Genomic DNA, 20,664 nt, shown 5'->3' with positions numbered 1-20,664 from the left:
GTCTGATCTGGAACAGCCTTGCTGTTCCTGGATCGGATCAAGCCTATCGGGCCATTAGTACCGGTCAGCTGAACGCATTGCTGCGCTTACACCTCCGGCCTATCGACGTGGTGGTCTTCCACGGCCCTCAGGGATACCTTGTTTTGAGGGGGGCTTCCCGCTTAGATGCCTTCAGCGGTTATCCTGTCCGATCATAGCTACCCAGCACTGCCGTTGGCACGACAACTGGTCCACCAGTGGATCGTTCACCCCGGTCCTCTCGTACTAGGGGCAACTCCTCTCAAGTATCCTACACCCACGGCAGATAGGGACCGAACTGTCTCACGACGTTCTAAACCCAGCTCACGTACCTCTTTAAATGGCGAACAGCCATACCCTTGGGACCTGCTCCAGCCCCAGGATGAGATGAGCCGACATCGAGGTGCCAAACACTGCCGTCGATATGGACTCTTGGGCAGTATCAGCCTGTTATCCCCGGCGTACCTTTTATCCGTTGAGCGATGGCCCTCCCACTTGGGACCACCGGATCACTATGGCCGTCTTTCGACTCTGCTCGACTTGTCAGTCTTGCAGTCAGGCTGGCTTCTGCCATTGCACTCAACGAGCGATTTCCGACCGCTCTGAGCCAACCTTCGCGCGCCTCCGTTACGCTTTAGGAGGCGACCGCCCCAGTCAAACTACCCGCCACACAGGGTCCCGGAACCCGATAAGGGATCGCGGTTAGACATCAAGCAATGCAAGGGTGGTATCTCAAGGGAGGCTCCACAGACACTGGCGTGTCTGCTTCGAAGCCTACCACCTATCCTGCACATGCATGGCCTGATGCCAGTGTGAAGCTGTAGTAAAGGTGCACGGGGTCTTTCCGTCTAACCGCGGGAAGCCTGCATCTTGACAGGCAATTCAATTTCGCTGAGTCGATGTTGGAGACAGCGGGGAAGTCGTTACGCCATTCGTGCAGGTCGGAACTTACCCGACAAGGAATTTCGCTACCTTAGGACCGTTATAGTTACGGCCGCCGTTTACCTGGGCTTCAATTCAGAGCTCTCACCCCTCCTTTTAACCTTCAGGCACCGGGCAGGCGTCAGACCCTATACGTCGTCTTGCGACTTCGCAGAGCCCTGTGTTTTTAGTAAACAGTCGCCACCCCCTGGTTTGTGCCCCCAGCCAAAACTTGCGTTGAAACTGGGCCTCCTTCTCGCGAACTTACGGAGGTATTTTGCCGAGTTCCTTCAACATCGTTCTCTCAAGCGCCTTGGTATTCTCTACCAGTCCACCTGTGTCGGTTTAGGGTACGGTCTCAAAGTGGGGCTATTTCCAGGAACCGCTCAGCAGCCCTTCCAATCCGATAAGGAAGAACGACCTTTGCGATCCGTCACCACCACATGGCCCAGGAATATTGACCTGGTTCCCATCGACTACGCCTTTCGGCCTCGCCTTAGGGGCCGGCTTACCCTGCTCAGATTAGCTTTAAGCAGGAACCCTTGGACTTTCGGCGAGAGTGTCTCTCACACTCTTTGTCGCTACTCATGTCATCATTCTCGCTAGTGATCTCTCCACCGGATGCCTTACAGCCCGGCTTCACAGAAAGGACTATCTCCTCCATTACATCCCGAAGGATGCAGAAGAGGAGGAGTCCTATGTCACACTACGCTCCGCTACCATGCGCTATGCGCATCCTCGGCTTCGGCTCATGGCTTGAGCCCCGTTACATCTTCGCCGCAGGACAACTTAATTAGACCAGTGAGCTGTTACGCTATCTTTAAAGGATGGCTGCTTCTAAGCCAACCTCCTGGTTGTTTTGGTCGTCCCACCTGCTTTCCCACTTAGCCATGAATTGGGGGCCTTAGCCGGAGGTCAGGGTTGTTTCCCTCTCCACTACGGGCGTTAGCACCCGCAGTGTGTCTGCCATCTAGTACTCCCTGGTATTCGGAGTTTGGTTAGGATCAGTAAGCCTGTGGGGCCCCATTACCCATCCAGTGCTCTACCCCCAGGGGTATTCGGATGACGCTCTACCTAAATAGATTTCGCGGAGAACCAGCTATCTCCGAGTTTGATTGGCCTTTCACCCCTAGGCACAACTCATCCCGACCTTTTTCAACAGGTGTGGGTTCGGACCTCCAGTTAGTGTTACCTAACCTTCATCCTGGTCATGCCTAGATCACTCGGTTTCGGGTCTGATCCATCTAACTCGACGCCCTATTAAGACTCGCTTTCGCTGCGCCTACACCTAACGGCTTAAGCTTGCTAGATAGACCAAGTCGATGACCCATTATACAAAAGGTACGCCGTCAGCTCTCGAGGAGCCTCCGACTGATTGTAGGCGTTCGGTTTCAGGTACTGTTTCACTCCCCTCGTCGGGGTGCTTTTCACCTTTCCCTCACGGTACTGGTTCGCTATCGGTCAGTAAGGAGTACTTAGCCTTCGGAGGTGGTCCTCCGATCTTCGAACAGGATTTCACGTGTCCCGCCCTACTTAATACGTTCCATCGAGCTTCACATACGGGACTGTCACCCGCTGTGGTTGGCCATTCCAGACCATTCTGTTCACTCTCAGGACTCGGCTGGTCCCCGTTCGCTCGCCGCTACTAGGGGAGTCTCTATTGATGTCCTTTCCTCCGGGTACTTAGATGTTTCAGTTCCCCGGGTTTGCTCTTAAAACCCTATGTGTTCAGGTTAAAAGTACCTGTTTAAGCTCGTTATAGGCTGCCCGAAGGCAATTATAACGAACTTTCAGGTGGGTTGCCCCATTCGGAAATTCCTGGATCAAAGCTTATTCTCAGCTCCCCAGGACTTATCGCAGAGTATCACGTCCTTCATCGCCTCTTACTGCCAAGGCATCCACCAAACGCCCTTCTCGCGCTTGATCCGATCCAGAAAGAGCAAGGCTGGATATTCGCGCTACCGCCTTTCGGCTACTTGAGCGCAGAGCCTTGCGAACACCACGCTGGTTCGTGTGATGTCGTCTATTTCCGGATCAGAAGCATACTTTCCCGCCCTCGCGTGCAGCGAGGACATTCTCATTCACCCTATGCAAAGTGAATGAGGGGTTAGTGTACTTGACTTGGACAACTCTGTTCTTTTTCTGATCGGGATATCTTGCGCTTGGTCGAGGAAACAACCGTTGTGCAAAACCTTCCCCTCGCGGGGAACCAACCAGAGATCGCCGCACACTCGCGGCAATCAAACAGTGTTGATTTTGTATCTCTCTAAACGATGTCAATGCGTCCGATTGGACGGATAAACACCCGAAGGTGCTTATCGATCTAATCGAAAGGCTGTCTTTGAAGCTGTCCGGCTCTTCCCGCGGGGAAGTGGTGGAGCCTAGCAGGATCGAACTCCTGACCTCCTGAATGCAAATCAGGCGCTCTCCCAGCTGAGCTAAGGCCCCGGATACCCCCGGGATGGTCCCGAAGGATTGGTGGGTCGAGGAGGACTTGAACCTCCGACCTCACGCTTATCAGGCGTGCGCTCTAACCACCTGAGCTACCGACCCAGTTGATTTTGCATAGCAAAATCGACGTTGCCCGACAGGCGATTTTGGCCAAGCAAAGCTTGGAAAAAATCTGCCGAGAGGGCCGTCCCGCTCGGGGGATCAGGCAACTGCATACGAGCCGGTGGCTCGTGTGTTCCATGTTCTGAAGAGATATGAGGACGGCCTGGTTCTTTGATGCGCATCGGCGACTAACCGATGCTTGCTAAGTGTTTCATGACCGTCGATCGAGATCGACGATACTAGAAACATCCTTAGAAAGGAGGTGATCCAGCCGCAGGTTCCCCTACGGCTACCTTGTTACGACTTCACCCCAGTCGCTGATCCTACCGTGGCCGCCTGCCTCCCGAAGGTTAGCGCAGCGTCGTCGGGTAGAACCAACTCCCATGGTGTGACGGGCGGTGTGTACAAGGCCCGGGAACGTATTCACCGCGTCATGCTGTTACGCGATTACTAGCGATTCCGACTTCATGGGGTCGAGTTGCAGACCCCAATCCGAACTGAGACAGTTTTTTGGGATTAACCCATTGTCACTGCCATTGTAGCACGTGTGTAGCCCAACCCGTAAGGGCCATGAGGACTTGACGTCATCCACACCTTCCTCCCGCTTATCACGGGCAGTTTCTCCAGAGTGCCCAGCCGAACTGCTGGCAACTGAAGATGTGGGTTGCGCTCGTTGCCGGACTTAACCGAACATCTCACGACACGAGCTGACGACAGCCATGCAGCACCTGTCACTCGGTCACCGAAGTGAAAACCAGATCTCTCTGGCGGTCCGAGGATGTCAAGGGTTGGTAAGGTTCTGCGCGTTGCTTCGAATTAAACCACATGCTCCACCGCTTGTGCGGGCCCCCGTCAATTCCTTTGAGTTTTAATCTTGCGACCGTACTCCCCAGGCGGAATGCTTAATCCGTTAGGTGTGTCACCGACAAGCATGCTTGCCGACGACTGGCATTCATCGTTTACGGTGTGGACTACCAGGGTATCTAATCCTGTTTGCTCCCCACACTTTCGCACCTCAGCGTCAGTATCGAGCCAGTGAGCCGCCTTCGCCACTGGTGTTCTTCCGAATATCTACGAATTTCACCTCTACACTCGGAGTTCCACTCACCTCTCTCGAACTCAAGACTGGGAGTTTTGGAGGCAGTTCCGAGGTTGAGCCCCGGGATTTCACCCCCAACTTTCCAATCCGCCTACGCGCGCTTTACGCCCAGTAATTCCGAACAACGCTAACCCCCTCCGTATTACCGCGGCTGCTGGCACGGAGTTAGCCGGGGTTTCTTTACTGGGTACAGTCATTATCTTCCCCAGCGAAAGAGCTTTACGACCCTAAGGCCTTCATCACTCACGCGGCATGGCTAGATCAGGGTTGCCCCCATTGTCTAAGATTCCCCACTGCTGCCTCCCGTAGGAGTCTGGGCCGTGTCTCAGTCCCAGTGTGGCTGATCATCCTCTCAAACCAGCTATAGATCGTAGGCTTGGTAGGCCATTACCCCACCAACTACCTAATCTAACGCGGGCCGATCCTTCTCCGATAAATCTTTCCCCCGAAGGGCGTATACGGTATTAAACCCAGTTTCCCGGGACTATTCCGTAGAGAAGGGCACGTTCCCACGCGTTACTCACCCGTCCGCCGCTAGACCCGAAGGTCTCGCTCGACTTGCATGTGTTAGGCCTGCCGCCAGCGTTCGTTCTGAGCCAGGATCAAACTCTCAAGTTGAAAACCGATTGCTCGGTTGTCCTTGACGTTCGAACCTCAGCACATCTTTGATTGCATCACCCTCGAACCGGGAAGGTCCGTGGCTGCTCCACCCGGCTAAGGAAAGGAGCGCAATCAAACTTTCTGTTTCTCGTGCTTCAGTACCAAAGGCACCGAAGACCGACAAACAGTGAAGCTGACACTTCATCATCGGGTCGAAACCCTAGAAGCGTTGATATGCCAGGCTTGATCCATCGAAATGAACCAGTGCCGCCCGCATATCTCTTCAGATATCTGCGATGTCAAAGAGCGTGAGAGACAAAACCAGACCAGTGCGCCCTAACTTTCGGCGCGCCCGCCTGCCCGTCTCTCGAATTTCTTGTCCGCCTCGTCTGCGCCGGCTCCGCGTTTCCGCTCGCCGCCGCCCCGTCTGGCGTCCCGTCGTGCGCCTCAGCGCCGCCGGTGAGGGGCCTTTTACGGATACCCCCCGGGGCCTGCAAGCGGATTTTTCCGAAGAGACGGAAGTTTTTGCGATCTTCCTGAATAACTGCGCAATAACAACAAGATACAATGATATTTTTCTGCGTATCCCCACCCGACGGCGCGGCTTCCGCAGGGTCCGCCAAACGCCCCGAAACCCACATCTTGCGACGTCCACAGAGTTATCAACAAGCGTGTCCACACTCAGCCCCGGAGTCGGCCCGAGTCGCCCCCCCAAGTCACCCCCGAGTCACCCCTCACCCGCGGGCACCGATCCTGCACATCCGACGCACAGACCATGCAGCAGCCAAGGCGCATCCCCCGGACACCAAAAAGGCGGCCGCTTCCGCGGCCGCCTGTGTTCCGTACCTGTAAGGCGAGCGCCGAGCTGAGCGCGCGCTACCCACCTGCCCTGCCGGCTGCGGCGTTCTCCGCCTCGATCGCGGCAGAGATATCCTCCGCGAGGTTCGACAGGTGCTGGTCCAGCGCCGCGTCGACCGCCCCGGGGTCGCGGGCGCGCAGCGCCTCCATGATCGCGCCGTGGTGCGAGACCACCCGCTCCCGGTTGCGGCGCATGGTGGCCGAGAGGAAGCGCGCACGCCACAGCCGGGCGAGATAGGCGTGGTGGGTCTCGGCCAGCGCCTCGTTGTGGGCTGCCTCGGCGATCAGCCGGTGAAAGGCCATGTCCATCTCGAAGAGATCGAGCGCATCCACATGGTCATAGGCATCGGCGATTTTCTCGTTGAGCTCGGCGAGGCGTGACAGGTCTTCCTCCGTGGCGCGTTCGCAGGCGATCTGCGCCGAGAGCTTCTCCAGCGCCAGCAGCACCACCACCTGGTCATGCACCTCCTTGACCGTGGGACGGGCGACGATGGGGCTGCGCGAGGGGCGCAGCACCACGAGGCCTTCCTGCGCGAGGATGCGGATGGCCTCGCGCATGGGCGTGCGGCTCACCCCCAGCTCGGCGGCATTGTCGCGTTCCTTGATCGCTGTGTCCGGCGGCAGCTTGCCGCGCAGGATATCGCGCCGGAGCTGGTCGGCGATCTGCTCGGCCAAGGAAGTCTCGGCGGTGCTCTCGGGCATGGGTGGCCTCTCAGTGTCAGCCCGTACGGCGCGTCGTCAGCCGGTACGGCTCTTGTCATGCGCCCCGCGGCGCGGAGCGGTCCGGTCTATAGACCAAGGCCACCCCTGAGGGGAAGGCGGCCGCCTATTTCTCATTTGGTATACCAAAAATTGTTGATTGTCGATCCCACGTTGGGGTAGCCTCGATTCCAGATGGTATACCATCCGGCGCTGTGAGGGAGTGCCGCAACCGGGGAAAAACCCCAATCTTCTGGGAGGAAGACATGAAAATCAAAACCCTGCTGAAGGCTGCGACCGCGGCCACGGTCCTTGCCGGCCCGGCGCTGGCGCAGGACGTGACCCTGCGCATCCAGACGCATTACAACCCCGAGCAGACCTCGGGCAAACTGGCGGCGGAATTCGTCGAGGACGTCGAGACCATGTCGGGCGGTGCCATCGACATCGAGATGTTCTATGCCTCCTCCGTGGTGGCCACGGTGGAAACCTTCGACGCGGCGGCCAACGGCATTCTCGATTGCGACATGACCGGCGGTGCCTACCAGACCGGCAAGAACGCCGGCTTCCAGTTCGTCGGCGACATCATGGGCGGCTATGACACCCCCTACCAGCAGCTGTCGTGGCTTTATTACGGCGGTGGTCTCGAGCAGGCGCAGGAGCTCTACAACGAGTTCGGGATGCAGCTGATCGGCTGGTGGGTCTACGGCCAGGAATCGCTGGTCTCCTCGACCCCGATCGCCGGCCCCGACGACCTGAAGGACTGGAAATTCCGTTCGCCCCCGGGCATGGAAACCGAGATTTTCGCGAACCTCGGCGCCTCGCCGATCGTGATGGACTTCACCGAGGTCTTCACCGCGATGGAAACCGGCATCATCGAGGGCACCGACTACTCGGGACTGGCCAACGACGAATCCATCGGCCTGTTCGATCTTGCCAAGCACGCCTCCTACCCCGGCTTCCACTCGATGCCGTCGGACCACCTTGCCTGCAACAAGACCGTCTGGGACGGCCTGTCGGAGCAGAACCAGCGCATCATTGAGACCGCGATGGAAAAGCTGGCGCTGCGCTCGTCGCTCTACTTCGAGAAGGCCAACAGTGAGGCGGCTGCCCGCCTGACCGAAGCCGGCGTCACCCTGCACGACTGGTCGGCCGAGGATCGCGCCACCTTCCGCAAGGCGGCTCAGTCCGCTTGGGACGTCTGGGCCGAGAAGTCGCCGGAAGCCAAGGCGCTCGTCGAGAGCCACAAGGCCTATCTCGGCCAGCTCGGCCTGCTGTCGTCGGAATAAGGCGCGCCCGCGCCTGACCTGAAAAGGCCATGCGGCGGGCCCAGCTACGGGCCCGCCGTTCCTGTCTCACGAACCCTGTTACTCCTCCGAAAGGGTTACCCAATGTCCCATGAAAGCCTCTGGCTCGGCGCGCTGCGCGGACCGGTCCGCCTGCTGGCGATGGTCAGCACCGGGCTGGCGCTGGCCGTCTTCGCCTGGCTCGTGCTCGGCCAGTTCACCTCGGCAGAACCGATCGGCATGTACGAAATGCTCCGCCCCGAGGGTCGGCCGCTGGTGTCGGTGATGCTCTGGTCGCTCTTCGCCGCCCTGATCTTCAGCTCGCTCTACCTGTCCGACCGGCGCGGCTCGATCGAGATCGCGCCCACCGGGCCGCTCGACATCCTGTCGCTGGTGCTCTCGCGCCTGTCGATGATCGGCATCATCGCGGTGGTGCTGGTGATGTTCTACGAGGTCGTGGCGCGTTACGTCTTCGAAAAGCCCACGCTCTGGGCCAACGAGCTGTCGCTGTGGATCGCGTCCTTCCTGTTCCTGCTCGCCGGTCTCTACGCCATGCAGCAGCGCAGCCACATCCGCATCTACATCATCTACGACATGTTCCCGCGCTGGCTGCAGAAGCTGGCCGACGTGATCTCGGTCTCGCTGATCTGGGTCTTCTTCCTGTGCCTGTTCTGGGGTGGCTACAACGAGGCCATGCAAAAGCTCGGCCGCATGGAGACCTTCGGCACCGCCTGGGATCCGCCCCTGCCGGCAACGCTCAAGATCGGGCTCATCATCATCATTGGCCTCGTGGCCCTGCAGGCGCTGTCCAACCTCATCGCCGACTGGAACAAGGCCCCCGAACACCATTCGCCTGCGGACGAGATCGACGAAGTCGAGATCGAGAATATCCGCCGCACGCTGGAGGACTGACTTACATGGTGGATATCGGCACACTCAGCCTGATCCTGTTGCTGGGCATGTTTGCCCTGCTGGCGATCGGGATGCCGCTGGGCTTCGCCTCCGCCTTCCTGGCGGTCGCGACGCTCGTGATGAAATTCGGCCCCGACCTGTTGTTCGGGCGCTTCGGCATGGGGCCCTTCGCGGTGCTCGGCCAAGCAGTCTACCGCCAGATGGTGAACTACGTTCTCATATCGGTGCCACTGTTCATATTCATGGCCTCGCTACTCGAACGCTCCGGCATCGCCCGGGACATGTACAGCTCGCTCAATGTGTGGCTGTCGCGCACCCGGGGCGGGATCGCATTCGTGACCTCGATCATGGCCGTCATCATGGCCGCCATGTCCGGGATCATCGGCGGCGAGGTCGTACTTCTGGGCCTCATCGCCCTGCCGCAGATGCTGCGGCTCGGCTACAACCAGAACCTCGCCATCGGCACGATCTGCGCGTCTGGCTCGCTCGGCACGATGATCCCGCCGTCGATCGTGCTGATCTTCTACGGGCTGGTCACCGAGACCTCGATCAAGGCGCTGTTCACCGCGTCCTTCCTGCCGGGCTTCATGCTGGCCTCGTTCTTCATGATCTACATCTTCATCCGCACCCGGATGAATCCTGAAGAGGCCCCCCTGCCCCCGGCAGACCCCGACGCCCCGGCGGGCGGCGAGAAGGCCCTCATGTTCCTCGGCTTCCTGTCGCGCTTCGGCATGTGGATCGTGGCCGCGCTCACCCTGCGCGCGCTGTTCTTCACCGTGACCGGCGCCAACACGGTGACCGAGGGCGTGGACCCGATCCCGCTCGGCATGGTGTCGGACATCCCTTGGCTGGTCGGCGCGCTGGTGGTCTTTGCCATCGTGGTCTTCTTCATCGTCGGCCGAGAGCGCACCGCCATCGGCTGGCAGATGGGCAAGGGGCTGATTGCCCCCACCGTGGTGATCGGCGTCGTCCTGGGCTCGATCTACGGCGGCATCACCGGCATCACCGAGGCCGCGGGCATGGGCGTGGTGGCGGTCTTCGTCATCGGCCTCATCCGCCGCGAGATGAACTTCGAGGTGGTCTGGGATGCGGTCATGCGCACGCTCAAGTCGACTGGAACGATCATCTGGGTGACCATCGGCGCGGCAGCCCTCGCGGCGGCCTACACGCTGGCGGGCGGCCCGACCTACGTAGCCAACATGATCGTCGGCTCGGACCTGCCCACCATGGGCATCATCCTGGTGATGATGTTCATCTTCCTCATCATGGGGATGTTCATGGACTGGGTCGGCATCGTGCTGCTGATCATGCCGGTGTTCCTGCCCATCGTGATGCGTCTGCCCGCCGAAGAGATCGGCTGGCTCGGCCATGTCGACAGCAGCTATGTCGGCATCTGGTTCGGCGTGGTCTTTTGCATGAACATGCAGGTCAGCTTCCTGTCGCCGCCCTTCGGCCCCGCGGCCTTCTACCTGAAGTCCGTCGCCCCGGCGCATATCTCTCTGACCGACATCTTCCGCGGTTTCCTGCCCTTCATCGGTCTGCAGCTGCTGGCGCTGCTGGTGCTGCTGGCCTGGCCGCCGATCGTCACGCTGTTCCTGTAACGTGATCCCGAGGGGGCGGCCCGCGCCGCCCCCTCGCCTTGACCCTCCGACGCGGAGGGCAGAGAGTTTCCCCACCGATCCCCGCCCGAGCGACGCTGGCCCTCTGCGCGCCGCGCCTCTGCCGGAGACCTCACCAGCCGCTCCATGGAGCTACAGCCAATATGAAAACCGTCCGCCTCTCCGAACATGACAACGTCGTCACCGCAGTCGTCCCGCTGGAAGTGGGCGACGAGGGCGCAACCACGCTGATCCCGCGCGGCCACAAGATGGCGATCGGCGACATCCCCAAGGGCGCGGCCGTGCGCAAATACGCCCAGATCATCGGCTATGCCGCCGAGGACATCCCGGCAGGCGCGCATATCCACACCCACAACCTCGAGTTCCGCAATGTCGAGGCCGACTACGAGTTCGGCACCAACCTGCGCCCCGTGCCGCCTGCCGAGACGCAGGACAGCTTCATGGGCTACCGCCGCTCGACCGGACGGGTTGGCACGCGCAACTATCTCGCCATTCTGACCTCGGTGAACTGCTCGGCCACCGCCGCGCGGATGATCGCCCAGCATTTCACCCCCGAGAAGCTTGCCGCCTATCCCAACGTCGACGGCGTCGTCGCCTTCGTGCATGGCACCGGCTGCGCCATGGGCGGCGACGGCACCGGCTTTGAATTCCTGCAGCGGGTGCTCTGGGGCTACGCGCGCAACCCCAATGTCGGCGGCGTGCTGATGGCGGGCCTTGGATGCGAGGTCATGCAGATCGACTGGCTGGTGCAGGCCTACGGGCTCGAGCCCGGTCCGCTGTTCCAGAAGATGAACATCCAGGACGAGGGCGGGCTGCGCAAGACGGTCGAGCATGGCATCGCGCAGGTCGAGAAGATGCTGCCCGAGGTCAACAAGGCCACCCGCACCCCCTGCCCCGCCTCCGAGCTGATGGTCGCCCTGCAATGCGGCGGCTCGGACGCCTGGTCCGGCATCACCGCCAACCCGGCCGTCGGCTACGCCTGCGATCTTCTGGTCGCGCAGGGCGGCACCGGCGTGCTTGCCGAAACCCCCGAGATCTACGGCGCCGAGCACCTTCTGACAGCCCGCGCCGCCACGCCGGAGGTGGGCCACAAGCTGATCGACCTGATCCACTGGTGGGAGGACTACACCGCGCGCAACCACGGCTCGATGGACAACAATCCCTCGCCCGGCAATAAGAAGGGCGGGCTGACGACAATCCTCGAGAAGTCCCTCGGCGCGGCGGCCAAGGGCGGCACGACGCCGCTGAACGGCGTCTACAAATATGCCGAGCAGGTCACCGCGAAGGGCTTCACCTTCATGGACAGCCCCGGCTACGACCCGGCGTCGGTCACCGGCCAGATCGCCTCGGGCTGCAACCTCGTGTGCTTCACCACCGGGCGCGGCTCGGCCTTCGGCGCAAAGCCCTCGCCCTCGATGAAGGTCGCCTCGAACAACGAGCTCTTCCAGCGCCAGACCGAGGACATGGACGTCAACGCCGGGCGCATCCTCACCGAGGGAGCGACGATCGAGGAAGTGGGCCGCGAGATCTACGAGATGTGGCTCCGCATGGCCTCTGGCGAGCAGAGCAAATCCGAGGCGCTGGGGCTCGGCGACTACGAGTTTGTCCCCTGGCAGGTCGGCGCGGTAATGTGATCCCTCGGCGCGCCCGCTCAGGCCCGGAGGAGCACGGCGTGAGCCACAGCCCTCCCCGGCGCGCGCCCCTCAGCCACGCATGGGGGCGCCCGCCGGGCGTGCGATCCCGCAGGCCCGGCTGTGCACACAAATCGGCGGCCGCTGCCTTGCGCTTCGGTACGCCCGCGCACAGGGTGCCGCGAATGACCTCCCCCACTGCACGCATCTGAAAGGCCCCGCTCATGTCCCTCTTTCCGGCGCGGACGCGCTGAGCCATGGCGATTGCCCCCTGCGAAGACCGGACGGGTTTCGGCCTGATGCTGATGGCGCTGGCCGTCATCGGGTTCACCTGCATCGACACATCGGCGAAATGGCTGCTGCAGCACGGCATCCCGGCGCTGCAGGTGGTCTGGTGCCGCTATGCCGGGCACCTGGTGCTGGTGCTGATGACCTTCCTCCCGCGCGAGGGGGCCGCGCTGCTGCGCACCGCGCACCCCTGGAAACAGACCTTCCGCGCCGCCGGTCTCTTCGGCAGCACGATGCTCAACTTCCTTGCACTTGCCTACCTGCCGATCACCGTGACCACGACGATCATGTTCGCCGGGCCGATCGTGGTCACCCTGCTGGCGATCCCCCTGCTGGGCGAAAAGGTCGGCCCGCATCGCATCGGCGCCGTCTGCGTGGGTTTCCTGGGGGTGCTGGTGGTGATGCAGCCCTGGGGGGCGGACTTCCACCCCGCCATGCTGCTGTCGATGGGCGCGCTGTGCTGCGCGGCGGTCTATTTCATCCTCACCCGGCAGCTCGCCGGCGTCGAAAGCAACGCCACCTCGCAGGTCTGGGGCGGCGCGCTGCCGACGCTGCTGCTGGCGCCCGTCGTGCTGCCGGACTGGCAGGCGCCCGAGAGCGCCGGCACCGGCGCGATGCTGGCGGTGATCGGCGTCTTCGGGGCGGTGGCGCACCTGCTGGCCACCGCGGCGCACCGCTATGCGGGTGCCTCGGTGCTGGCGCCCATGGTCTACCTGCAGCTGATGAGCGCGGCGGCGGCGGGGTTGCTGGTCTTCGGCACCTGGCCGACGGTCTGGACGCTGGTCGGCGCGATGATCATCATCGGCGCGGGGCTTTACATCTGGCACCGCGAACGCCAGCGCGGCGTGCCGCATTCGAAAATCCCGCCGCGGCTCTGAGCGCGGCTCAACGGGAGGCGCGGCTCCCGACCTGCAGGCTCCGCTCAGGACAATTCTGACTGAAGAAATGCCCGCCGATGCGGCTCAGACACCGTAGTAGCCGCGGTACCACTCGACGAAGCGGCGCACGCCCTCGCCGACCGGCGTGTACTGCGACTCGCCCGCGAGCCGCGCCAGAAGCGTGGTTCCCGCCCAGGTCGCCGGCACGTCGCCGGGCTGCATCGGCAAGAGGTTGCGCTTGGCCGGAAGGCCGGTGGCCGCCTCGATCGCCTCGATGAACTCGCCGAGCTTCACCGGGCTGCCGTTGCCGATGTTCACCACCCGCCAGGGCGCGACCGGCGAGAGGCTGTCCTCCGGTCCGGCTGGCGCGCCGCGCTGCGGGGCAACCGGGGCGAGGCGGTGCAGTGCCGCGACCAGGTCGTCGACGAAGGTGAAGTCGCGCATCATGTCGCCGTGGTTGTAGACGTCGATCGGCGCGCCTTCGAGGATGGCCTTGGTGAACTTGAAAAGCGCCATGTCCGGCCGGCCCCAGGGGCCGTAGACGGTGAAGAAGCGGAACATGGTGGTCGGCAGATCGTAAAGATGCGCATAGCTGTGCGCCATGCTCTCCGTCGCCTTCTTCGTCGCCGCGTAGAAGGACATCTGGTGGTCCGTCTTCATCGTCTCGAGATAGGGCATCTCGGTGTTCGACCCGTAGGCCGAGGAGGTCGAGGCGATCAGCATGTGCCTCGGCGGATAGGCCCGCGCCGCCTCGAGCAGCTCGAAGGTGCCGGTGATGTTGCTGTCGAGATACTCGCGCGGCTTCTCGATCGAATGGCGCACCCCGGCCTGCGCCGCGAGGTGGTACACGTAGTCGAAACGGTGATTTTCGAAGAGGCCCAGCAGCAGCCCGCCGGTTTCGACCCGCCCCTCCACAAAACTGAAACCCTCGCCCTCGAGCAACGCCACCCGCGCCCGTTTCAGCGCCGTGTCGTAGTAATCCGTCACCGCGTCGAGGCCGACGACCTCGTGGCCCTCGGCAAGCAGGCGTTTGCAAAGATGGAAACCGATGAAACCGGCTGCGCCGGTCACGAGTGTCTTGGGCATCAGGGGCCGCCTCATTCTGTCGTCGCGCCCCCGATAGGCCAGACCCCGCCGATTGTAAATCGCCGGGGTCCGCCGCAGCGCTCAGCCGCGGCCGATATAGGGCATTCCGGGCGCCATGACGGTGACGAACTGCACATTCGCCTCAAGCGGCAGCGTCGCCATGTGCAGGACCGTGCTGGCCACATGCGCCGCGTCCATCACCGGCTCCACGGCGATCGATCCGTCGGCCTGCGGCACGCCCTGGGTCATCGCCTGCGCCATGTCGGTCAACGCGTTGCCGATGTCGATCTGGCCGCAGGCGATGTTGAAGGCGCGCCCGTCCAGCGACAGCGACCGGGTGAGACCCGTCACCGCGTGCTTGGAGGTGGTGTAGGGCGCCGAGCCCCAGCGCGGCACATGCGCCGAGACCGAACCGTTGTTGATGATCCGGCCGCCCTGCGGGTCCTGGCGGCGCATCCGGCCAAAGGCGGCACGGGCGCAGAGGAACATGCCGGTGATGTTGATCGAGCTGAGCTTGATCCACTCCTCGGCCGGGATCTCGTCGATCATCGCGCCTTTGAGGCCGACACCCGCGTTGTTGAAGAGCGCGTCGATGCGGCCCCACTCGGCCATTGCCTTGTCGAACCCGGCCTCAACAGCCTCGGGATCGGCAACGTCGAAGGGCAGGACCAGCGCATTGGGGTTGCCCCCCGCGGTCTCTTCCAGCGGCGCCTCGCGGCGGCCGACAAGGCCGACCTTCCAGCCCGCGTCGAGAAAGGCCTTCGCGGTCAGCCGGCCGATGCCGCTGCCCGCACCGGTGATGATGATGCTCTGCATAAAACTCCTCCCGGGAGATTTGCCAAGGAAACGGCGCGGGCGTGTGTCACGCCCGCGCCGGAACTCTGTGTCGTCAGTGGTTGTCGCGGGGCAGGCTGCGGGCGACCTTCTGGTACGCCGTCGCCAGTTCGAGGCAGCCGCCGTCGGAAAGCTGGCCCACGTTCTTGCGGTAGATCTCCTGCCAGGGCGTCTGGTTGACGATCTCGGGCGGGGTCCAGTCGGCCTTGCGCTTCTCCCACTCGGCGTCCTCAACCAGCGCGTTCATCGTGCTGGCGTTGAGATCAAGCCGGACCATGTCGCCGGTCTGCAGATAGGCGAGCCCGCCGCCGACCACCGCCTCGGGCGAGGCGTTGAGGATCGAGGGGCTTTCCGAGGTGCCGGATTGGCGCCCATCCCCCACCGTCGGCATGTGGTTGATGCCCTGCCGGATCAGCGCATCCGGCGGCTGCATGTTCACCACCTCGGCCGAGCCGGGATAGCCGACGCAGCCGACGTTGCGGATGAAGAGGATGCAATGCTCGTCGATCTTCAGATCGGGATCGTTGATCCGGTCGTGGTAATCCTCCGGCCCCTCGAAGACGATGGCGCGGGCCTCGAGGATGCCCTCCTTGCCCGGCTCCGACAGGAAGCGCTTCTGGAAGTCGGCGGAGATCACCGAGGTCTTCATCAGCGCCGAATCGAAGAGGTTGCCCGAGAGCACCTTAAAGCCGGCATTGGCCCGCATCGGCGCGTCGTAGGTCTTGATCACGTCGGTGTCCTGGCTGCCCAGTCCGGTGACGTTCTCACCCATGGTTTTGCCGGTGGCGGTCATCGCGCCCTCATGGATGCGCCCTGCCTTGCGCAGCTCTTCCATCACCGCGGGCACGCCGCCGGCACGGAAGAAGCTCTCGCCGAGATATTCACCGGCCGGCTGCATGTTGACCAGCAGCGGCACGTCGAAGCCGATGGTCTCCCAGTCCTTGACGTTCAGATCGACCCCGGCGTGACGGGCGACGGCCTGCAGGTGCGGCGGGGCGTTGGTCGAGCCGCCGATGGCGCCGTTGACGACGATCGCGTTCTCGAAGGCCTCGCGGGTCAGGATGTCGGAGGGTTTGAGATCCTCGTAGACCATTTCCACGATGCGCTTGCCGGTCTGGTAGGCCATCGCCATGCGCTCGCGGAACGGAGCGGGAATGGCCGAGTTGCCGGTGAGCGACATGCCGAGCGCCTCGGCCATTGCGTTCATCGTCGAGGCGGTGCCCATGGTGTTGCAATGCCCCAGCGACGGCGCCGAGGAGCAGACCCGCGACATGAACTCTTCGTAGTCGATCTTGCCCTCGGACAGCAGCCGGCGCGATTCCCAGACGATGGTGCCGGAGCCGGCGCGCTTGCCCTTCCACCAGCCGTCGAGCATCGGCCCGCCGTTGAGCGCGATGGCCGGGATGTCGACCGTCGCCGCGCCCATCAGCATGGCGGGGGTGGTCTTGTCGCAGCCGGTGGTCAGCACCACGCCGTCGATCGGGTAGCCGTGCAGCACCTCGACGAGGCCGAGATACGACAGGTTCCGGTCGAGCGCCGCGGTGGGCCGCTTGCCGGTCTCCTGAATCGGGTGGACCGGGAATTCCATTGGAATACCGCCCGCCTCGCGGATGCCCGCCTTGATCCGGTCCATCAGGAAGACGTGGATCTTGTTGCAGGGCGCGATGTCCGAGCCGCTGTTGGCGATGCCGATGACCGGCTTCTCGCCCTGCAGTTCTTCGCGGGTGTATTCCTGGTTCTGATAACGCTCGACATAGAGCGCGGTCATGCCGGGATTGTTGGGGTTGTCGAACCACTCCTGCGAGCGGAATCGTTTGTTGGCGCGTGTGTCGGACACGGGTAGCTTCCTCTCCTTGACGCGCCTCCCCGCGCGCCTTGCCTAGGCGCGCCGCGTGACGCGCTCGTTCTTGCAGCAGCTTCCCAATTTGGTATACCAAATGCAAGAGCAATCATGGGAGGAGCGGTTGCCAATGCGTGCCGAGCCGCCGAGCAACGGAACATTACCCTTTATTCGCAGCACATTAAGGCGCGCAAAGACGTGCCGAACGAGCCGCACCGCATGACCCGCGCCGCCTTTTGGCAGGGCTATCGCGACTGCGCGCCCTTCGTCACCGTGGTCGTGCCCTTTTCGCTTCTTTTCGGAGTCGTCGCCCGCGACGCCGGGCTCGACATCCTGCAGGTCATGACCATGTCGGTGCTGGTGATCGCCGGCGCCTCGCAGTTCACCGCTCTGGCGCTGCTGCAAGAACATGCGCCGGTCTTCGTCGCGCTCACCGCCGCCTTGGCCGTCAACCTGCGCATGGCGCTCTACTCGGCGGCGCTGGTGCCGCACGTGGGCCACGCGCCGCTCGGGATGCGGGCGTTGATGGCCTATCTGATGGTCGACCAGGCCTATGCCGTGGCGGTCAAGACCTACGAGGAAAAGCCCGGCATGAGCCGCGAGGAGCGGGTCGCCTACTACTTCGGCGTGATGGCCCTGATTTGCCCGTTCTGGTACGGTTGCACGCTGCTCGGCGCAGTGATCGGCACAGCGATTCCGGCTTCGCTGCACCTCGATTTCGCCGCCCCCGTCTGCTTCATCGCCATCACTGCGCCGCTGCTGCGGACGCTGCCGCACATGCTGGCCGCCGCGGTCTCGGTGGTCTGCGCGATTCTCTTTGCGGGCTTTCCGGCCGGGCTCGGGCTGATCGCGGCGGCGCTGGTGGCGATGCTGGTCGGCGCGCAAACAGAGCTGGCGCTGCGCCGCAGGGCCGCGCGGCGCGCCTCGGGAGGACGGGCATGATCGACGATGCAACCTTCTGGACGCTGACCATCCTGCTTGGCATCGGCACGTTCCTGATCCGCTTTTCCTTCCTCGGCTTCTTCGGACGCCGGCAGTTGCCGGACTGGTTCGTGCTGCACCTCAAGTACGTCGGCGTCGGCGTGCTGCCCGCCATGGTGACACCCCTGGTGCTCTGGCCTCAGGCCTCGGGCGGCGAGACCGAGCCGGCGCGGATCATCGCCGCGCTGGTCACCTTCCTCGTGGCGCTGCGCCTGTCGGTGACCGGCGCGCTGGTGGCCGGGATGGGCACGCTCTACCTGATGCAGGCGCTGCTTTGATCTGAACCCCGTGCGAAGACCTGCGGCGCAAAAGAGAGAGGGCCGGCCCCCTCCTCCGAGACCGACCCTCTGCGAAACACCACCGGCTGCGAGGGCGGCGGGCTTCGCGCTTTGCCGGGCGGAGACGATACGCGCCCCGGCAATATATCCTGACCTGCACCTGCTCAGGAATGACGCGCCGCGGTGATCCTGCCCGATTCACGAGCAGCCAGACCGGCACGCTCACGAAACTGCGATTCTCCGATACGGCTTCGCGTCTTCATGGTATCGATACCACCGGGTATGAGAGGCCGTCAACAGGGGCAGGCAGGCAGATCATGGCAGACGGCAGGAAATGGGTGACGATGGGCGACGTGGCCGCCCGCGCCGGGGTCGGCAAGATCACCGTGAGCCGCGCCCTGCGCACCCCCTCCAAGGTCAGCCCCGCCACGCTGCGCAAGGTGCAGGCGGCGGTCGACGAGCTTGGCTATGTGCTCGACGAGACGGCGGGCGCGCTCAGCTCCCAGCGCTCGCGGGTGGTGGGGGCGCTGGTCTCGACGCTGGAAGAGGCCGTGTTTGCCGCAACCGTGCGCGGCCTCACCGAGGGACTGGCGAAGGGCGGGCTGCAGCTGATGCTCTCGACCACTCAATACGACCCCGAGGCCGAGGCGGCGCTGCTGCCGACGATGCTCGGCCGACGTCCCGAGGCGCTGGTGCTCACCTCGGACGATCACACCGAGGCGGCGCACCGGATGCTGTCCCGGTCCGGCCTGCCGGTGCTCGAGCTTTGGGAATTGCCGAAGCAGCCGGTGCATGCGGCGGTGGGCTTTTCCAATCGCGCCGCCGGGGCCGCGCTGACCCGCCACATGGTCGAGACCGGGCGGCACCGCGTCGCCTTCCTCGGGCTGGACCGGCAGCACGACCGACGCGCCCGGCTGCGCATGGAGGGCTACCGCGACTGCGCCGGGCACCTGGCCTCAGAGCGCGTGGTCGCGGTGAAGGCCCGGCCCGGGGCTGTGGGCCCGGACTACGGCGCCGAGGGCCTGGCAGAGATCCTGCGCCGCTGGCCCGACACCGAGGCGGTGGTCTGTGTCAGCGACATGGTGGCCATGGGCGCGCTCTGCGAGGCGCGGCGGCGCGGGCTCGACGTGCCCGGGCGGCTGGCGATCTCGGGCTTCGGTGATTTCGACATGGCGCAGGACTCGGCGCTGGCGCTGACCACGATCCACATCGACGGCGCCGCCATTGGCCGCCGTGCCGCCGAGCTGATCCTCGCCGGGGACATTCCCCGTGGCCTGCGCGAGGACATGGGGTTCAGCCTGGTCCGCCGCGCCACGACCTGACGCGGCAGACCGGTGGCGCGCCTTACGACTCGCCCTTCTTCACCTCCTCGGCAAGATCGATCCCGCCCATCTCGGCGATGCGGTCCGACAGGCTCGGCACGTAGTCCGCGCCATGCCCCGTCGCCTCGGCGGTGGCGAAATAGTGCCGCGTCGCGCTCGAGATCAGCGCCGGGGCGCCCACCTTGGCGGCCATGGCCCCCGCATAGCGCACGTCCTTGCCGCCGTTGAAAATGCTGAACTTATGCGCCTCCTTGTCCCGGTCCACCGCGTAGCGCATGAAGGTGTCGAAGAAGCCGTTGCCGAGCCGGCTCGAGCCGATCACCTGCCGCACGGTCTGCGGCGAGATGCCGGACTTGGCCGCCAGCACCGTCGCCTCGGCATAAAGCGCGGCATAGCTCATCGAGATGAGGTTCATCACCAGCTTCATCTTGTGGCCCGCCCCGACCCCGCCGACGCGGTTGATGTTGCCGGCCCAGCACTGGATCACCGGCTGCACCTTGGCGAAGCTCTCGTCATCGGCGCCGACCATGGCATCGAGCTGGCCCTCCTCGGCCTCCTTCGGCGTGCGCCCGAGCGGCGCGTCGACCATCGCCCCGCCCTTTTCGGCCAGCTCGGCGGCCAGCGCCTCGGTCGAGGCGGGATCGGCGGTAGAGCAGTCGACCACGATCAACCCCGGCCGCGCGCCGGCAAGGATGCCGTCCTCGCCGCGCATCACCGCCTCGACCTGCGGCGAGTTCGACAGGCACAGGTGGATGATGTCGCAAGCCTCGGCCATGGCCTTGGGCGAGGCCGCCTCCTGCGCCCCCTGCCCCACCAGGTCCTCGACCGGCGCACGGTCGCGGTTGCCCTTCACCCAGAGCGGGTAGCCGCCCTTGAGGATGTTCTTGGCCATGCCGTGGCCCATGAGGCCTACGCCGATGAAGCCCACTACGGGTTTGTCACTCATGTTCTGTCCTCCCTAGGA

Annotated in this window: 13 protein-coding genes, 2 tRNA genes and 2 rRNA genes; 8 read left to right on the top strand and 9 right to left on the bottom strand. The window is 63.6% G+C overall.

Translation table 11 applies throughout. The annotated features are described in order from the left end of the window. Positions 1–33 precede the first annotated feature (33 nt). The 5 genes from CEW88_RS03755 to CEW88_RS03735 all read right to left on the bottom strand — a co-directional run bounded on the left by CEW88_RS03755 (position 34) and on the right by CEW88_RS03735 (position 6,751). Positions 34–2,865: ribosomal RNA gene (locus CEW88_RS03755) — 23S ribosomal RNA — on the bottom strand. A gap of 446 nt (positions 2,866–3,311) precedes the next feature. Further along, a tRNA-Ala gene (locus tag CEW88_RS03750) sits at positions 3,312–3,387 on the bottom strand. A 28-nt stretch (positions 3,388–3,415) separates the two neighbouring features. Then, positions 3,416–3,492 (bottom strand) — tRNA-Ile (locus tag CEW88_RS03745). Between the two features lie 255 nt (positions 3,493–3,747). Next, positions 3,748–5,209: ribosomal RNA gene (locus tag CEW88_RS03740) — 16S ribosomal RNA — on the bottom strand. Together the 16S and 23S rRNA genes with 2 tRNA genes alongside form the textbook arrangement of a ribosomal RNA operon. 858 nt (positions 5,210–6,067) lie before the next feature. After that, a complete protein-coding gene (locus tag CEW88_RS03735) occupies positions 6,068–6,751 on the bottom strand; it encodes a GntR family transcriptional regulator (RefSeq protein WP_108964746.1) in 684 nt (227 codons plus the stop codon). 263 nt (positions 6,752–7,014) lie between these two features. Between CEW88_RS03735 and CEW88_RS03730 the strand changes: the two genes are divergently transcribed. The 5 genes from CEW88_RS03730 (at position 7,015) to CEW88_RS03710 (ending at position 13,359) form a co-directional block, all read left to right on the top strand. Next, a complete protein-coding gene (locus CEW88_RS03730; RefSeq protein ID WP_108964745.1) occupies positions 7,015–8,034 on the top strand; it encodes a TRAP transporter substrate-binding protein in 1,020 nt (339 codons plus the stop codon). A gap of 102 nt (positions 8,035–8,136) precedes the next feature. Continuing rightward, complete coding sequence (locus CEW88_RS03725) at positions 8,137–8,943, top strand: TRAP transporter small permease subunit (RefSeq protein ID WP_108964744.1); 807 nt, start codon at positions 8,137–8,139, stop codon at positions 8,941–8,943. Positions 8,944–8,948: 5 nt separating this feature from the next. Further along, on the top strand, positions 8,949–10,544 hold the full coding sequence (locus tag CEW88_RS03720) for a TRAP transporter large permease (protein ID WP_193989053.1): 1,596 nt from the start codon (positions 8,949–8,951) through the stop codon (positions 10,542–10,544). Positions 10,545–10,705: 161 nt separating this feature from the next. After that, positions 10,706–12,196 carry a UxaA family hydrolase gene (locus tag CEW88_RS03715; protein WP_108964743.1) on the top strand — a complete coding sequence of 497 codons (1,491 nt, stop codon included), beginning with the start codon at positions 10,706–10,708 and terminating at the stop codon, positions 12,194–12,196. Between the two features lie 254 nt (positions 12,197–12,450). Further along, positions 12,451–13,359 (top strand): DMT family transporter, encoded by a 909-nt coding sequence (locus CEW88_RS03710; RefSeq protein WP_108964742.1) that lies wholly within the window; start codon positions 12,451–12,453, stop codon positions 13,357–13,359. A gap of 84 nt (positions 13,360–13,443) precedes the next feature. On the opposite strand, the gene CEW88_RS03705 is transcribed toward CEW88_RS03710, so the two are convergent. The 3 genes from CEW88_RS03705 to CEW88_RS03695 form a co-directional block, all read right to left on the bottom strand. Then, on the bottom strand, positions 13,444–14,445 hold the full coding sequence (locus CEW88_RS03705) for an SDR family NAD(P)-dependent oxidoreductase (RefSeq protein ID WP_108964741.1): 1,002 nt from the start codon (positions 14,443–14,445) through the stop codon (positions 13,444–13,446). Between the two features lie 81 nt (positions 14,446–14,526). Next, positions 14,527–15,261 carry an SDR family oxidoreductase gene (locus CEW88_RS03700; RefSeq protein WP_108964740.1) on the bottom strand — a complete coding sequence of 245 codons (735 nt, stop codon included), beginning with the start codon at positions 15,259–15,261 and terminating at the stop codon, positions 14,527–14,529. Positions 15,262–15,334: 73 nt separating this feature from the next. Then, on the bottom strand, positions 15,335–17,116 hold the full coding sequence (locus CEW88_RS03695; RefSeq protein WP_108964739.1) for an IlvD/Edd family dehydratase: 1,782 nt from the start codon (positions 17,114–17,116) through the stop codon (positions 15,335–15,337). A 222-nt stretch (positions 17,117–17,338) separates the two neighbouring features. On the opposite strand from CEW88_RS03695, the gene CEW88_RS03690 reads away from it, so the two are divergent. The 3 genes from CEW88_RS03690 to CEW88_RS03680 all read left to right on the top strand — a co-directional run bounded on the left by CEW88_RS03690 (position 17,339) and on the right by CEW88_RS03680 (position 19,700). Beyond that, on the top strand, positions 17,339–18,061 hold the full coding sequence (locus CEW88_RS03690) for an AzlC family ABC transporter permease (protein ID WP_108964738.1): 723 nt from the start codon (positions 17,339–17,341) through the stop codon (positions 18,059–18,061). Beyond that, positions 18,058–18,378, top strand: coding sequence for an AzlD domain-containing protein (locus CEW88_RS03685; RefSeq protein WP_108964737.1), 321 nt, complete (start codon positions 18,058–18,060; stop codon positions 18,376–18,378). The genes CEW88_RS03690 and CEW88_RS03685 overlap by 4 nt, the downstream gene beginning before the upstream one ends. A 317-nt stretch (positions 18,379–18,695) precedes the next feature. After that, complete coding sequence (locus tag CEW88_RS03680; RefSeq protein WP_159099543.1) at positions 18,696–19,700, top strand: LacI family DNA-binding transcriptional regulator; 1,005 nt, start codon at positions 18,696–18,698, stop codon at positions 19,698–19,700. A gap of 22 nt (positions 19,701–19,722) precedes the next feature. On the opposite strand, the gene CEW88_RS03675 is transcribed toward CEW88_RS03680, so the two are convergent. Next, the gene (locus CEW88_RS03675; protein ID WP_108964735.1) at positions 19,723–20,646 is read right to left on the bottom strand and encodes an NAD(P)-dependent oxidoreductase; all 924 of its coding nucleotides are present in this window, start codon (positions 20,644–20,646) and stop codon (positions 19,723–19,725) included. Positions 20,647–20,664: the final 18 nt, after the last annotated feature.

The organism is Alloyangia pacifica (assembly GCF_003111685.1).
GTDB classification, from domain to species: Bacteria; Pseudomonadota; Alphaproteobacteria; order Rhodobacterales; family Rhodobacteraceae; genus Salipiger; species Salipiger pacificus_A.
This window is presented reverse-complemented; position numbering and strand designations above follow the sequence as displayed.

What these genes read in the sequence shown, in the direction of transcription:
- CEW88_RS03690 (WP_108964738.1), top strand. Translation starts at nt 17,339, where the DNA reads ATGACCCGCGCCGCCTTTTGGCAGGGCTATCGCGACTGCGCGCCCTTC.
- CEW88_RS03710 (WP_108964742.1), top strand. Translation starts at nt 12,451, where the DNA reads ATGGCGATTGCCCCCTGCGAAGACCGGACGGGTTTCGGCCTGATGCTG.
- CEW88_RS03685 (WP_108964737.1), top strand. Translation starts at nt 18,058, where the DNA reads ATGATCGACGATGCAACCTTCTGGACGCTGACCATCCTGCTTGGCATC.
- CEW88_RS03715 (WP_108964743.1), top strand. Translation starts at nt 10,706, where the DNA reads ATGAAAACCGTCCGCCTCTCCGAACATGACAACGTCGTCACCGCAGTC.
- CEW88_RS03725 (WP_108964744.1), top strand. Translation starts at nt 8,137, where the DNA reads ATGTCCCATGAAAGCCTCTGGCTCGGCGCGCTGCGCGGACCGGTCCGC.
- CEW88_RS03675 (WP_108964735.1), bottom strand. Translation starts at nt 20,646, where the DNA reads ATGAGTGACAAACCCGTAGTGGGCTTCATCGGCGTAGGCCTCATGGGC.
- CEW88_RS03680 (WP_159099543.1), top strand. Translation starts at nt 18,696, where the DNA reads ATGGCAGACGGCAGGAAATGGGTGACGATGGGCGACGTGGCCGCCCGC.
- CEW88_RS03705 (WP_108964741.1), bottom strand. Translation starts at nt 14,445, where the DNA reads ATGCCCAAGACACTCGTGACCGGCGCAGCCGGTTTCATCGGTTTCCAT.
- CEW88_RS03700 (WP_108964740.1), bottom strand. Translation starts at nt 15,261, where the DNA reads ATGCAGAGCATCATCATCACCGGTGCGGGCAGCGGCATCGGCCGGCTG.
- CEW88_RS03720 (WP_193989053.1), top strand. Translation starts at nt 8,949, where the DNA reads ATGGTGGATATCGGCACACTCAGCCTGATCCTGTTGCTGGGCATGTTT.
- CEW88_RS03730 (WP_108964745.1), top strand. Translation starts at nt 7,015, where the DNA reads ATGAAAATCAAAACCCTGCTGAAGGCTGCGACCGCGGCCACGGTCCTT.
- CEW88_RS03735 (WP_108964746.1), bottom strand. Translation starts at nt 6,751, where the DNA reads ATGCCCGAGAGCACCGCCGAGACTTCCTTGGCCGAGCAGATCGCCGAC.